Genomic DNA, 14,606 nt, shown 5'->3' with positions numbered 1-14,606 from the left:
GTTATTCCATGACCTTCACATCTTTACCCGGCCAGAGGCGGTCGATGCCCTCCAGCACCACTTGTTCACCGGCTTCAAGCCCGTCCAGCACCGCAATCCGGTCACCTTCCAGAGCGCCGACTTTAATCGGGCGCATCTGCGCTTTAACGTCAATCACGGTGTACACATAGGTGCCTTTGGAGCCGTATTGCACTGCATCGGCGGGAATGGTCAGGGCGCCATCGAGCGTTTGCAGATGTAAACGCGCGTTCACAAATTGGTTGGGAAAGAGGCGGTCGTCGCTGTTATCAAACTCGGCTTTGAGGCGCAGCGTACCGGTGGCGGTATCGATCTGATTGTCGAGGGTGGTGAGCGCACCACTGGCCAGTTGCTGTTGCTCGCTGCGATCCCAAGCCTCTACGCTCAGCTGGGTTTTGCCTGTTTGTGCTGCAGCATAGGTATCGCGCACTGCCATTAACTGGTTTTCCGGAATGGTAAAACTCACCGCAATCGGCTGGGTTTGGGTGATGGTCACCAAGCCCTCGCTATCGCCGGTTTTCACCAGATTGCCCACATCCACCTGACGCAAACCCAAGCGGCCGCCAATAGGCGCGGTAATACGGGTATAAGACAGCTGCAAGCGTGCGTCATCCAGCTGGGCGCTGTGATTTTTCAATGTGCCGCGCCATTGTTCGACCAGCGCTTGTTGTTTATCGAACTGCTGTTTGGCGATGGAGTTTTTAGTGAGCAGTTGCTCGTAGAGGCGCAAATCTTCTTCGGCGTTTTTAAGTTGCGCGCGAGTTTGCTGCAATGTGCCCTCGGCCTGTGCAAGGCGAACCTTGTAAGTGGCTGGGTCAATTTCGGCGAGCAAATCCCCCGCTTTTACCTCTTGTCCCTCATCGAACAACACCCGCAGCAATTGGCCATCTACCCGGCTGCGCACCGTCACTGTATTGAGTGGCACTACACTGCCAATGGCTTTGATATGTACCTTTAAATCTTCCTGGGTAACGCTCACCACATGCACCGGTGTTGGTCCCATCCAGGGGTTGGGTGGTGGCGGTCGTTTATCAGCCGCCTCGCGGAAACCAAAAAACCACACCAGCAATAACACCACAACAAGAGCGATAGCCGCTAACCAGCGCTGGCCGCGCGACAGGCGATTAAAAGGAGCAAACATGAAGACATCCATCGGTTGATTGAATTGGCGCAGTTTTCTTAGGAAGCTGTTTATAACCCGGCATGATGAAACTTGGCGCATTAAGCCCTGAGGCTAGTATGCAAGGAATAAGCCCGCAACGGTTTTTACATTTCCCGACGTTTGGTTACAGAGACAGGCTAAATGGGGTTTTTTGAAGGAAGATAATTAAAGATTCAGTGGGTCAAACAGATACTGTTTGTAGTCATCCGGCAGGGTGCTAATAAATGGGTTGTCCAACTTGATTAAATGCCGCTCATTCAGTTTTGCGCGTTGTAAATCTCTGACGTACACACTGCGCCAGAGTTTGATATAAGAGCCATCCTTATAAGCGATCTCAATCCCCTGTTGGATGCGATCCAGCAGGGCTTGGTTGCTTTTGTGCGCAAACAAAAATTTTGGCAGTGGGTAGTAAAGCGCGAGTTTATTATCCAGCTGCAGATCAGTTTGTTTTTCTATTGCCAGCTCATGAAAATATTCGGTGGGGCTGGGGCAGAAAATATCGGCGCGCCCCGCTTGGGTCATGCGAAATAAGCTGGTGATGTTGCTACCGGTTACGATTTGCAAGCCTGCCTGCTGCATAATTTTTGCGTCTAACCAGCCTTCACCTACCCCCAGCTTGTGCGGTTTCAACTTTTCTAGCTGATCAATGTTCTTGATGGAATCTTTTAGGCGTTCATTGGCATAACAAATGCGATAACTGAGTGCGCCCAGCTCGACTGGAAAAGGGATATAAATCAAGTTGCCCTCTTCCAATAAAATATCTTCATAGCTCAGCGCCATGACAAAGTTTTCATACCGGTTTTGGTTTAGCGCGGTGATGGCATGGGTGCGGGAAATGATATTGATAGGCACCATTTCAAAAGCGCCGGTTTTGCCTTGAGTTTTTTCCAGTGCGAGTTGAATAATTTGCCGATCAAAAGTCTTGCGTTTTAAATCACCGAATTCAGGTAATTTGTGGGTTATTACCAGCGGTTTTTGAAGTGGTTTCTCTAACGAATGCGCGTTCGCAGTTATAACCATAATTGCTAGTAACATTGCCCCAATAAATCTGTGCATTCCGCTTAACCTGAAATCGAAAGAAAATTGACATTATCGTTTAGTCATTTTCAAGATGGTTTGATGCTGTCCCGGTCAGGTTAGTGTAGGTGAAATATCGCGCTGATCAAAACAATATGCTCATACTCGTCGCAATCTTACCTCTTCTCTGTGTAGTGACGCACAGAGATGTCACTTGCATAACAGCAAAATAACTCAGTAAAACTACTAATGGCGCGGCGCAATGTGAGGTGTGTCTTACACACATGTGGAGTCATTGCCTGATTTAGTCAACGAAGTGTTGACCGAGTGGTTGCGTAAAATTAGTTAGACTGACGCTGGAACGAGGAAACAGTAATGAATGTGCCTAAGGAAGTTAAATTGGTTTTGGGGGTCGTAGCGTTTCTGATTGTGGGCTTTGTGGCCTATGGGTTGGTGACCGACTGCCCCAATACGTCAGGCTATTTTTTTTGCAGTGAGTCTGAGCGGCGAGATTTACGTCAATAAATGTTGAGTCAAAAAAAATCTCATCTATTAACTGTTGCTGTGGCGTTAATGCTGGTTGCCGGTATCTTGGGTTGTAACAACGCTGGCGCTATTGTCAGCTCGGAGGATGCATTGTTTACCGACACTGTTGAACTAAATGATCTGCAACTGGCGCGTGAAATCCGGTTGGCGCTCGCTGAGGACGCGACATTGGCAGGCCTTAATATCGCTGTTTTGGCGCAATATGGCGATGTGGTGTTAACTGGATTCGTTAATAACCAATATCAGCGGGATCGAGCTTTACATATCGCATTGGCCATTGAAGGTGTGGAATCGGTCTCGAACAAATTGACAATAAAGTCGCCCTATTAGTTTAGTTTGCAAGGCTGCATACACTATTGGTGGATTAAATCACCATGTTCAGTTTTTTAATTTCAACGTTCACTTTCCCAGAAGAACCTTAACAAAATTTTGGGGTGGGTTAACTATCTCCAATTCAGAATGTATTTTTAATGAGTTAAAGTTTGTTCCGGAGGGTGAAAAGTAAGCTGCCAAAAAGTAGGCAGCCAATTCCAAGGGTGATGGGAATATTAATTTTTTGTTCTTTCATCATTCTCGTTTGGAGTGATGTAAGGGCGCTATTCTCTGCTTCGCTGGTATAGGTCAAGCCCGCATAGAGCAGGCTTGCTGCGCCAGTGCTCAGCAGTATTACGGCAATAATTTTAGTGGTGCCCATATTGGTTAACTCAAAAATAACAATAATAAAGTGGGGGATTAACTGCGGTGAAACTTGTCCCTGCGCCATGGTAACGCACTTGTGGCTGCGACCAGTACAAAAACCAATAATCTATTGTCTCTCATATAAATGAAGCGCCTGTAGCTTGCTGCGGTCTTGACCGTCTTAGCTTGTCGTGCATGTCAAGGGTCGTCGGTGCGCGATCACACATAATTGTAGTTTTCTGTCTTTGGCTGGCGCCGTGTAATGTCAAACACGATTTAGCTCGTGTGAAATAAAAGGGTGTGCGTTTGCCAGCGCACCGACCCGTCTAATAATAACTCCGATACTACCCACCGAAGAAGCCGCTCAACTTATTGAGCCTAAGGTCAGTCTGCGCAAACTGCGCAATCATAGACGGCACATCTCCTGGAGTTATACATGCAACACACACCACTTAATTTATTTGCTGCACAACTGTTGAAACCTAGCCGACTCGCATTGGCGATCAGTGTTGCAGCGATGGTGGCCAGCCCGATGTTGCTGGCACAAGATGACAACAAATACGACTTCACTTCTAATTGGTACGGCGGTTTAAACATCGGCCAGACAGATGAAAGTATTAACGATGGTACAATTGCCAATAATGAAATCGGCGGTGGTTTAACATCGCTTACCGATGATCATCGAGATAATGGTTACAAGTTATTTGCGGGTTATCAATTAAACGATAATTTTGCATTGGAGGGCGGATATTTTGACTTGGGTCAATTTGGTTCGCGTGCCGTTAAAGATCAAGTCGGCGCATTAAAAACCAGAACCAAAACCAAAGGCTTTAATTTTGATTTGGTCGGTTCCTTGCCGATGACTGAAAAATTATCGGCATTTGCGCGTGCTGGGGTGCATTACAGTGAAGTAAAAGATCGCTTTCAAGGCAGTGGTGGTGTAATCGTTACTGATCGTCATCGCCGTAATCGCGATGTGAATTTTAAGTGGGGTGGCGGTCTGCAATATGACTTCACGCAAAAATTTGGCATGCGCCTTGAGGAGGAACGCTACGCTATCAATGATGTGATGGATAACAATGGCAGCATTAATCTCTATTCGCTCGGTGCGCTCTATCGTTTCGGTGAGCAAAATGCTGCGCCAGTCAGAGTGGTAGCCGAGCCGGTGACCAAACGCAGTGCAAAATTAACCGAACAATATTGCAGCATGCTGGACATTCAATTTGAAATTAATAATGACGAAATACAGCGCGAAGATTTAGAGCGGCTTGCTGTAGTCGGTACCTTTCTAAAAAAATATCCCGATAGCAAAGCCGTGGTTGAAGGCCATACCGATAATGTCGGCACGCCAGCGGCGAACCAAACATTATCGCGCGATCGCGCTGAAAGTGTGGTGGCTTATTTAGTGCGCGAGCAACGCATTGCGAGCAATCGTATTTCAGCGGTTGGCTATGGTGATACACGCCCGGTTGCGAGCAACGCCACTGAAGATGGCAAGCGCGCAAACCGCCGCATTAATACGGTTATCGCCTGTGCTAACGATATTGAAGGTCTTTCACCGGTAGCCGCGCGCGTGACTATGGGCATGTTGGTTGAGTTTGATGTTAATAGCGCCAACGTAAAGCCTGAGTATCACAACGAGCTGGCCAAGGTTGCAAAATTTTTGCGCGAAAATAAATCTGTTACCGCAACAGTTGAAGGGCACACCGCTAACTTGCAGGCCACATCGGCACGCGCAGAGGAAGTTTCACTAAAACGCGCGCAAAATGTGGTGGATTATCTGGTTGTTAATCAGGGTATTGAGCGGTCACGTTTGACTGCGGAAGGTTTTGGTAAAACGCGTCGTTATTCGTACAACACTAGTGTTGCAGGTCAACAAGATAATAGCCGTGTGAATGTAATTTTTACCTATCCCAAGAAGTAATCTCTCTGCGATGTGTTGGTAACATAGTGTTGCTGCACTGGGTAAAAGCTCAACAAGCCAGCAATCTGCTGGCTTTTTTAATTTTATGGCTTATCCATTTGCTATATCTATTCTTCTCTAGGTTCGATAGCGTACGGACACGGCTGTAAGAAAGCCTAATAATACCCAGTTGCCTAAGAGAATGTGCTATTTGCATTGTTCCATGCCGGGTGTAATTGGATCATTAGTGATTTTTAGGGGTTGGTACATGAATGACGCGCAAGAGAATACCGTTTCCCCCACCAATACACGCAGCGCTGAGGCTATGAGTGAAATAAAGCGGCAGCAGGCACTATTGAAAACCGGTGCATTGCAAAATGCGATATTGAATAGTGCCAATTTCTCTATTATCGCGACTGATGAGAAAGGCATTATTCAGTTGTTCAATATAGGTGCTGAGTGCACATTAGGGTACGCTGCCGCGGATGTAATTAATAAAATTACTCCGAGTGATATTCACGATCCGCAGGAGGAGTTACAGCGTGCACAGGCGCTGAGTCTGGAGCTGGGGGTTGAAATTAAACCCGGTTTTGAAGCGCTCGCGTTCAAGGCATCGCGCGGTATTGAAGATATTTACGAGCTCACTTACATCTGCAAAGACGGCAGTCGTTTTCCGGCGATAGTGTCGATTACCCCGCTGCGCGACAACGATGAATTAATCGGGTATTTATTAATTGGCACCGACAATTCCCAGCGCAAACAGGCTGAATTGAAATTAACCCATGCGATGGCAGTGGCAGAAAAAGCCAATCTCGCCAAATCGGATTTTCTCTCCAGCATGAGCCACGAATTGCGCACACCACTGAGTGCAATTTTGGGTTTTGCCCAGTTGATTGAATCGGGCAATCCACCACCAACGGCCACGCAAAAGCGCAGTATCGAGCAGATACTGCAAGCGGGTTGGTATCTATTGGAATTAATCAATGAAATTCTTGATCTCGCATTAATTGAATCGGGAAAATTATCGCTCTCGCTCGAACCCATGGGTTTAGCCGATGTGATGCTGGAGTGCGCAGCGATGATTGAACCGCAAGCGCACAAGCGCGGTATTAGCGTGACTTTTCCGCCGTTGGGTATGCGACATTTTGTTAAGGCAGATCGCACGCGGGTGAAACAAGTGCTGATTAATTTGCTCTCCAATGCCATTAAATACAACAGTATTGGCGGCACTGTGGTCGTAACCTGTGAAGAGCGAATCCCGGGGCGCATTCGCATCGCAGTTGAAGATGCAGGTTCAGGTTTGGCACCCGAGCAAATCGAACAATTATTCCAGCCATTTAATCGGCTTGGGCAAGAGGCCAACACGGAAGAGGGCACCGGCATAGGGTTGGTAATGGCCAAGCGATTGGTTGAATTAATGGGCGGTGTTATTGGTTTGGAAAGTACGGTTGGCCAAGGTAGTACCTTTTGGTTTGAAATGGATTTAACCAATACCCGGGTGCAGGATGCGGATGAAATAATGGGAGAGCCGGTTAAAACCTATCGCCACTCTGGCGCGGCACAGCATCTACTGCTTTATGTAGAAGATAACCCTGCGAATTTAATGTTGGTGGAAGATCTGATTGCACGGCGTCCGGATATTAAATTAATTACCGCGCGCGATGGTCTTGAAGGTGTAGCACTGGCGCGCAGCGCCTTACCCGATATGATTTTGATGGATATTAATTTGCCCGGCATCAGCGGTATTACTGCGTTACTTATTCTCGCCAAAGATCCTGCCACCAAACATATTCCAATTGTCGCGCTTAGTGCTAATGCAATGCCGCGGGACATAGCCAAAGGCTTGGAGGCGGGCTTTTATCGCTACCTCACCAAACCAATTAAAGTGAATGAATTTATGAATACGCTCGATCTCACACTCAAATATGCTGACACTCATCCTGCGTCAGCAGTACCAGCAGGTTCATCGCTATGACGCTCGCCACTGTGGATTTACTTAAGGCTAAAATTTTGATCGTCGACGATCAGCTCACCAATCTTCAATTGTTGGAGCAGCTGCTGAGCGAGGCGGGTTACAACAATGTCATGGCAACGCTTAATTCAACGGAAGTTTGCGCCCTGCACCGTCAGCATCAATACGATTTAATTTTGCTCGATTTACAAATGCCCGGTATGGATGGTTTTGAAGTCATGGCCGGTTTGCGCACCAGTATTACCGACAGTTATTTACCAGTGATTGTGCTGACTGCGCAGCCCGCGCATAAACTGCGCGCGCTGCAAGCGGGAGCGAAGGATTTTATCAGCAAGCCCTTCGATTTAATCGAGGTGAAAACTCGCATCAGAAATATGTTGGAAGTACGTTTGCTGTATAAAAAATTGGAAGAGCACAATAGACTACTGGAGGTTACGGTCGCTGAGCGCACTGCAGAATTGCGTGAAAGTGAAGCGCGTTTTCGCAGCCTGACTGAGTTGGCATCTGACTGGTATTGGGAGCAAGACGAGCGCGGTTATTTCACTAAAGTATCCGGCCCGGTGTTGGACATGCTCGGCATTCGTATTGATGCTCTTGATAGTAGTACCGAAGATGATGGTGGTGACGGTTGGGATGCAGCCGAGCGCGCGCAATTACACGCGGCGATTGAAGCTCGCCAACCTTTTATTGATTTTGCACTGAGCCGCACCTATCCCGATGGTACTCAACACCACTACCGTGTGAGTGGTGAGCCCATGTTTGATCAAGCATGTCGTTTTATTGGCTATCGCGGCATAGGTGTGGAATGCAAAAAAATGGTGTACAGCAATGCCAACATTAACAATACCGCCAGTTCTTAATCCGGTGGTGCGTAAAGCTAACACTGTCGCTGCTGAAAATGTGCAGAGCCCCAGCTTGAATTATTTGTTAGGTGCTTTGTCAGTTGCGGATAGGGAACCACTGCTTGCACATTTGGAATTAGTGCCCTTGCGCCTTGGCGATATGCTTTACGAACCAAATACGCAATTGCATTACGCATATTTTCCTACCAGTGCGATAGTGTCGTTGCACTATGTCACTGCATCCGGTGCATCGTCTGAAATTTCTGGTGTAGGCAATGAAGGCATGGTGGGAATTAATTTATTTACCGGTGGCAATACTACGCCCAGTTCGGCCATGGTACACACCAGTGGTTACGCCTATCGCCTGGGGCGAGCCCAGTTAAAAACAGAATTTAATCGCAATGAAAAATTCCAACAAATGTTGTTGCGCTACACTCAAGCGCTGATTACGCAGGTGTCACAAACTGCAGTATGCAATCGTCATCATTCAGTGGAACAACAACTCAGCCGCTGGCTATTGCTTATGCTAGATCGCATCACCTCTGGTGAATTTGTACTTACCCAGGAATTGGTTGCCAATATGCTCGGCGTGCGGCGCGAAAGCGTGACGGCAGCGGCAGCCAGTTTGCAAAGCATAGGCTGCATCAGCTACCGGCGCGGGCACATGTCGGTTATTAATCGCAAAGGATTGGAGCAATCCTCTTGTGAATGTTATGCGGTGGTGCGTAAAGAAATGCAACGGTTGTTGGGGGGTTAGCTAACAAAACAGATGTTCGGCAGCAAGTGCAGCGCCTTCCTGTGAGGTAGGGCGCGCTTAGCGAAGCAAGCCGCCATAGGGCTTACTCCGGTCGGTAGTGGAAGCAGATCAGGTAATTTGATCAGATTTCTACCGCAGTCGCTCTTTATACTTTTTCGTAGTTTATTTAGATTTATTAGGTTTTCCGCTTTTCTCAAACACAATAAGCATTTCTTTCGCAACCAATGCAGCAGATGGCAGGAACATAGTCGAGACAATACGATCATCAATAATGACATCATGCTTGTCTGGAATATTGTCTTTGTTCACTGTAATCGCACCTTTTTCTTTGAGTCTATCTTCAACTAAAAAAGGCAGTAGGCTCTCTTGTTTTGCCCAGTCCTTTTCTTTTTCGGTTGAGTTGGGGAAACCTGCAATGCGTTTACCCTTAACCAGAGGCTGCCCATTTGCAAGCACTGCGTTCGCAAAGGCACCAGCCACATGGCCAACGCTTCCAATTACACCTCCACTTTCATAAATTTTCGCGATGATGTCGAGCAAACTTTTATTAGAGGCTACATCAAACATATTCCCATAGCCCCCGCCGATGAACACTGCTGAGTACTCGCCTGGATTAACCTGCTTGGGCGTCAAGGAGTTGTTGGCTTTACTCAAGAATCCTTCATATTTGATGGTATAGCTGCTGATTCCCAATGGATCTCTCATAAACGGCACGGCACCACCCAGCGGTGAAGCAAAGTCCACCTCGTATCCATGGGAAACAAATACATGGTAGGGCGGTGCGTACTCCCAGAGATCGTTCCTCGCCTCGTGTTTTTCCGGGTCACCCATATCTGTCACGTTTGAAGCAATAATGAGAATTTTCTTTGCATTGCCTGCATAAGCGTGCGCGCTGGGTAAATCAGTTTGAGAAAATGGGAACGAGGTGAGTAATAAAGTGATAGCTGTAATAAATAATTTTAACGACATGTAGTGTCCTATTTGGCTGGTTAGAATACTGATTCAATTCATAACATATAGCGCTACGACCAACCTTAGACTCAGCTAGGATCACTTTGGATTCACCTAACATCACTTTTTTGTAATGTTTAACGCAAAGGCATTTATTTAACCTGATGTATTTTGAACCTATTTGCTGCCTTTTAAGCAAATGCAGACAGGTTATTGAGGTAGGAGCGGGCAGTGAGGAGGGCTTTTATTGTGAAAAACTACGTGCAGCTTGAATTGCAGAAGCAATAGCATTTTTGGCCTGAGGGCTATTCTTCCAGCAAGTTGAGTCAGTGATATTTGCGCCGTGTTCCAGAATAGTGTTTATGTCAGCCTTAGCCAATTGAGTAAGCGTTATAAAGCCGATTTACTCCAAGCGCTCTACAACTTTTGGGCCAACGCCTTTAACACTTAGTAATACCGCTTTTTCAGATTCAGAAAATGACACAGATTTTGTTCCTTGTGTTTGCTCATCAGATGTTAAGGTCTCCCGCTCTTAACACGCAGCCCTGTGTGTGTAAATTATTGATGAGATCCTAGCTACCAGAAGAGCGATTTTTTCGATTTCATAGCTTCCAATCCTGCATGCTCTTTTTCACCTGGCCTATTTGGCGCCGAGGTAAACGGCAGAATTTACGTCGTCGTTTTGTGGAATACTATTGCGCAGCAAAACTACAACGTAAATTCTTTCGAGTGAAACGAAGCGGAATGATGTTTGACCGCATTGCTATTGGCTTTTCTCTTCTTCATGTAACTGATTTTGAGCTTCTGCATCTCTAATGCGTTTTTCCATTCTGGGTTTTTCTTCACGCCACCAGTCCGAATATCTTCCATAACCGCCAAGATGACTAATATCATTCGGTTTGTCCTTCAAGTGCCGGCGTTGAATTGGCGGTGGTGCCGATGCCCAGTAGAAAATTGGGCCAATTACTGGAACTAGCACGACTAGCGAGAGAAATACTCTTAATGCAAAACGTCCGGAGGTACTCCAGATTAGGAATAGAATATAAAGCGAAATAAGCTCCGAAACTATTACGATTATGGTCAATTGGTAATTCTCAATATGATTTCGTTCACTTGCAATGCATTGCTATAGATTGTTACTTTTTTCTCCATTTTTAAGTGGAGATAAGTGCACATGCTGCGCTTATTATCTTGCCGTTTTACCTGCAAGAGACGAATGCTTTGCAAGCTCGGCATTGATAAAGGCCGCAATCATAGCGCGATAGACTGCTTCAGTAACGTCGGGATTTGCTGCTAATTCAACTGCAAGAGCACGTACTTTTGAAATAACTTCTTCGACTCTCTGGGGAGCTTTTACGTCATCAGTTGTTTTTTTGAAGCGAGCAGCCTGCATAACAAAACCCCCACGCTGAGCAATTAGGTCGACCATTTTTTGATCGATGGCATCAATATTAGACCGAACTTCCTCAAGAGAGCAGCAGGCTACGATATTGTTCATTTTTAACTCCTTGTTTTGTGCCTATGACGCAGGGTATAGCGGTAGTTTGTGGGCTGTGGCTTTGTGGAATATTTTTGCGTTGCAGGTATCGTTTTTTAGCCGCAGTCGCTTGTTATGCGCTTCTATTTAAAAAAAGTAGACAATAAGCTTTATGTTACCAAGTTGAAATAACTATAAATTATTTTAATTATGATAATGATCTGTAGAGTTGATTTTTTTTGCATATTTATAACCACATTTCTCACATTTATAGATTATAAGAGAGGTTCCCTTTGGTGTTACTTTGGAAAAGCAAGTGTTGCAATTCGCCGGAATTTTACGACCAATAAGTCTTCCTAAGATATATAGCCCAACAATTTGGAAAATAAAAATAAGAGCCGCTTCATTTGAGCTTGTTGAGTTCGGCTTGGTAATAAAAATAAATGCAATCGGAAATGCGATAGGGATTAATATTTAAAAAAAATAACTATATTTATATGAAATCCAGCCCTCATTGGTAATTCCTGTTTTTTGCATAACGCCGTTGTAACCGTTTGATTGCTTGTTAGGTTAACTTAGATCACCCCATCCCATTGCTAATGAATAGTACGCCATATCCTCTGCAAAACCACAAATTTTAGTATTTTCTAGGTTTTCTTCTCTACTAAAGGTAGACATAGCTTCTTGTAAGGTTCAATTAAGTTGGGATTGCGCTTTAGAGCTGCTTCCACCGATTTTTTGGCCATGATTTCTGAGGAATAAAACAGTAAATAAGTAATTACTCGATTCATTGAGCCAATGCAATCGACATTCCCTGTAATTAACTTGCTTGCCATAGAAACTGGATTCTGAAAGCTTTCAAAAAAAGGAAAAGCGGAAAATTGAATTCGGTTTGCGATTTGTTCAATAGTTAAAGATCTTTTCGAAGTATCAGCTAGGTTCCATTCATAAATCTCTGCTTTAGGCTCTATTGAACAAATATTATCAACTGCAATTTGTATTCCTTGATGATTTTTATGAAATTTAGATCGAAATTTTTTTAAAGCAAGTGACTCTACGTGGACATAAACCTGAATTTTTATACTATATTCGGCAACATCATAATAACTGGAGGAAAAGCTAATTTTAAAATTAAGATCTTTATACTTTTTTGTCAAATGCGGGCCACTTTTAGCATAAGTTAAACCATATGGTTCAATCAATTTTGCAATTTCTTTACAAGCATTTACGTAAACCTCTCTTGGGATTTCAGTCATTTTAATGCACTACCTAACGAAGCCGTAGAAAAACCTAATAACCACTGAATTTACCTACAGCCAATTGATTAATAATTAATTAGCCAACTTTGCCTAACTATTTTCAGATTTTCAATTGATCTAATTCAATAATAACATTGGGATTTCAAAAAGCGGCTTATCTGCCCGCATTCGCTGTTATTTTCGTTTTGCTTTAGTTAAATCACCGTAATTCGCTAACTTTTCTATGTTGTGGATCAGACAGAACAACTGCCATTGCCCCTGGACTTTGGCCTTACCTCGCAGACTAAACCGCTTTAACCCTTTGTTGGTACCGATATTCGCGAACACTGGCTCTACGGTTGACATGCGGTGACTATAAACCATTTTCCCCAATTCGCTATCCACCCGTGCCTTCATCCATTCGGTATATTTGTATTTCACTTCCTTATCGATAATAAAGGACACTTGCCGCCCATGGCCGGTGCGGTGATTGGCTGAATCCGGATTTTGCATACACTGTTCCTTTAACGGGCATACCCGACACTTGCTGAGCCTTCCCTCAAATACAACTTGTGGTGATTGTTGTTGCGATCTTTGCCCTCGCGCTTTAACCACATCGTTTCACCCGCAGGGCAAATGCACGTTTTTGTCTCCGCATCAAAGTGAAACTCACTGGCGGGGATGACGTCTTTATAGCGGGTTTTTATTTTATTGATGGGCTGGCGCTTGCCGTACCTGGTTTTCTGTTCTACAAACCTGGGATCGCGACTGCGAACTTTATTGTCTGGAATATAGGCGTTAACTTTATTGGTGTAGAGATATTCCATATTGGCTTCATTGGCAAAGCCGGTATCCGCTGTGAGCAATGGCTGCTTGCGATAGATGTTGCGCGCAATTTTCAATTTTTGGTAACGCACCTTAATACTTTCAATAACAGGCTGTAAGGTGTGATGCTCCTGCCCTGCACCGAAGGCTTGCGCATCAATAATGATCTGATGTTTTTTATCAACCGCCGCAATACCGTTATAACCCTGGATGGTGCCTTTGCTGGTCGTCATTTTGGCCGATTCATTATCGGTGATATTACTTTTGACTTCAGTCGGGCGTTTTGCCTGCCCCATCCTTGGGGTTGCTGTCTTTAGAAATTTATCAATCTTGTCGTGCGCTTTGCTCAGGGTTTCAATGGCTTGTGCTGTGCGCTTTTGCTTTTCCGCATCGGCGGATTCCGATTTATCGATACGTCTGTGCTCACGCATATGGTGGCGAATCAGCTTTTTCAATTTGGCGCGCTTCTGCTGCAACTCTTTAAAAGTGCCCGACCATTCCTTCGATGCATTGGAGGGCATTTTGCAGCCATCAATCGCAAATAACTCATTCCCCAATAAACCTTGCTCATGACACACCAGTAAGATTTGTTCGAACAGGGATTCAATGGCTTGAGGGTGACTACTGATAAAACTGGCGATAGTGGTGAAGTGAGGTACTGTATCGCAGGAAAGGGCTTTGAAGATAATGTTGTTCGTACAGCACCATTCTATTTCGCGGCTGGAGGTAATGCCTTTTGAATATGCGAATAAAACAATACTCAATAAAATTGCAGGATTGTAAGCGGGCCTACCGCCATCTTTATTGTTGTAGGCGTAATCAAATATGGAAAGATCGAGTTTTTCGTGAATCAGGTAATGAATGGCGTGCTCGAAAGTACCGGGCTGCAATTGGTCGCGAAAATTAATCACTATCATTGCACTTTGGTCATGATTGTAAGGAATAAACTCCGGCATAAGCGCACTCCTGTGAGGTTGCGTTATTTTACGAAAATTTATTCGATTTGTGGGGTTTTTCTACAGCTTCAACGTTGCGTTCACCTGCGGATTGTAAGTAGCGCGTTGCGATAAACTTCGCGCAGCGATATTGCAAAAGCGCTACTTACAATGCGTCTGGTGCAACGCCTTGTTAAGTATTTGGTGGTTTAAAAAACGAAAGCATGAGTTTTTGAAGCAGTAACTACATGCGCCCGATAAAAAGTAATGTGATGAAGATTACCG

The 14,606-nt window shown here is 45.1% G+C and carries 13 protein-coding genes and 1 pseudogene; 6 read left to right on the top strand and 8 right to left on the bottom strand.

The window, feature by feature from the left end:
- Window position 1 precedes the first annotated feature (1 nt).
- Both AC2CG4_RS19540 and AC2CG4_RS19535 read right to left on the bottom strand, forming a co-directional pair.
- Window positions 2–1,159 carry an MdtA/MuxA family multidrug efflux RND transporter periplasmic adaptor subunit gene (locus AC2CG4_RS19540; protein ID WP_484487859.1) on the bottom strand — a complete coding sequence of 386 codons (1,158 nt, stop codon included), beginning with the start codon at window positions 1,157–1,159 and terminating at the stop codon, window positions 2–4.
- A 186-nt stretch (window positions 1,160–1,345) separates the two neighbouring features.
- Window positions 1,346–2,236, bottom strand: a complete 891-nt coding sequence (locus AC2CG4_RS19535) for a type 2 periplasmic-binding domain-containing protein (protein ID WP_484487858.1) — start codon at window positions 2,234–2,236, stop codon at window positions 1,346–1,348.
- A gap of 336 nt (window positions 2,237–2,572) precedes the next feature.
- Between AC2CG4_RS19535 and AC2CG4_RS19530 the strand changes: the two genes are divergently transcribed.
- Both AC2CG4_RS19530 and AC2CG4_RS19525 read left to right on the top strand, forming a co-directional pair.
- Window positions 2,573–2,722 carry a hypothetical protein gene (locus tag AC2CG4_RS19530; RefSeq protein WP_484487857.1) on the top strand — a complete coding sequence of 50 codons (150 nt, stop codon included), beginning with the start codon at window positions 2,573–2,575 and terminating at the stop codon, window positions 2,720–2,722.
- Window positions 2,723–3,073 carry a BON domain-containing protein gene (locus AC2CG4_RS19525; RefSeq protein ID WP_484487856.1) on the top strand — a complete coding sequence of 117 codons (351 nt, stop codon included), beginning with the start codon at window positions 2,723–2,725 and terminating at the stop codon, window positions 3,071–3,073.
- Between the two features lie 145 nt (window positions 3,074–3,218).
- Here AC2CG4_RS19525 and AC2CG4_RS19520 read toward each other — a convergent pair whose 3' ends face one another.
- Window positions 3,219–3,506, bottom strand: a complete 288-nt coding sequence (locus AC2CG4_RS19520) for a hypothetical protein (RefSeq protein ID WP_484487855.1) — start codon at window positions 3,504–3,506, stop codon at window positions 3,219–3,221.
- Between the two features lie 351 nt (window positions 3,507–3,857).
- Between AC2CG4_RS19520 and AC2CG4_RS19515 the strand changes: the two genes are divergently transcribed.
- The 4 genes from AC2CG4_RS19515 (at window position 3,858) to AC2CG4_RS19500 (ending at window position 8,895) form a co-directional block, all read left to right on the top strand.
- Complete coding sequence (locus AC2CG4_RS19515) at window positions 3,858–5,345, top strand: OmpA family protein (protein ID WP_484487854.1); 1,488 nt, start codon at window positions 3,858–3,860, stop codon at window positions 5,343–5,345.
- Between the two features lie 247 nt (window positions 5,346–5,592).
- Entirely contained in the window at window positions 5,593–7,299 is a 1,707-nt protein-coding gene (locus AC2CG4_RS19510; RefSeq protein WP_484487853.1) for a PAS domain-containing hybrid sensor histidine kinase/response regulator, read from the top strand.
- Window positions 7,296–8,156 (top strand): response regulator, encoded by an 861-nt coding sequence (locus AC2CG4_RS19505; RefSeq protein WP_484487852.1) that lies wholly within the window; start codon window positions 7,296–7,298, stop codon window positions 8,154–8,156. The genes AC2CG4_RS19510 and AC2CG4_RS19505 overlap by 4 nt, the downstream gene beginning before the upstream one ends.
- Window positions 8,125–8,895 (top strand): Crp/Fnr family transcriptional regulator, encoded by a 771-nt coding sequence (locus AC2CG4_RS19500; protein WP_484487851.1) that lies wholly within the window; start codon window positions 8,125–8,127, stop codon window positions 8,893–8,895. Before AC2CG4_RS19505 ends, AC2CG4_RS19500 begins: the two co-directional genes overlap by 32 nt.
- Window positions 8,896–9,057: 162 nt before the next feature.
- On the opposite strand, the gene AC2CG4_RS19495 is transcribed toward AC2CG4_RS19500, so the two are convergent.
- From AC2CG4_RS19495 to AC2CG4_RS19475, 5 genes and pseudogenes are all read right to left on the bottom strand, one after another.
- A complete protein-coding gene (locus tag AC2CG4_RS19495; RefSeq protein WP_484487850.1) occupies window positions 9,058–9,864 on the bottom strand; it encodes a type 1 glutamine amidotransferase domain-containing protein in 807 nt (268 codons plus the stop codon).
- Between the two features lie 690 nt (window positions 9,865–10,554).
- Window positions 10,555–10,740: a hypothetical protein gene (locus AC2CG4_RS19490; protein ID WP_484487849.1), complete on the bottom strand. Its 186-nt coding sequence runs from the start codon at window positions 10,738–10,740 to the stop codon at window positions 10,555–10,557.
- A gap of 292 nt (window positions 10,741–11,032) precedes the next feature.
- Window positions 11,033–11,344, bottom strand: coding sequence for a chorismate mutase (locus AC2CG4_RS19485; protein WP_484487848.1), 312 nt, complete (start codon window positions 11,342–11,344; stop codon window positions 11,033–11,035).
- Between the two features lie 626 nt (window positions 11,345–11,970).
- On the bottom strand, window positions 11,971–12,579 hold the full coding sequence (locus tag AC2CG4_RS19480; protein WP_484487847.1) for a hypothetical protein: 609 nt from the start codon (window positions 12,577–12,579) through the stop codon (window positions 11,971–11,973).
- Between the two features lie 177 nt (window positions 12,580–12,756).
- A pseudogene (locus tag AC2CG4_RS19475) lies at window positions 12,757–14,342 on the bottom strand (IS1182 family transposase).
- Window positions 14,343–14,606 lie beyond the last annotated feature (264 nt).

This window comes from Cellvibrio sp. ATLC23 (assembly GCF_057196725.1).
Note: the sequence above shows the minus strand (reverse complement) of the source record. Positions and strands in the feature narration are given on the sequence as shown.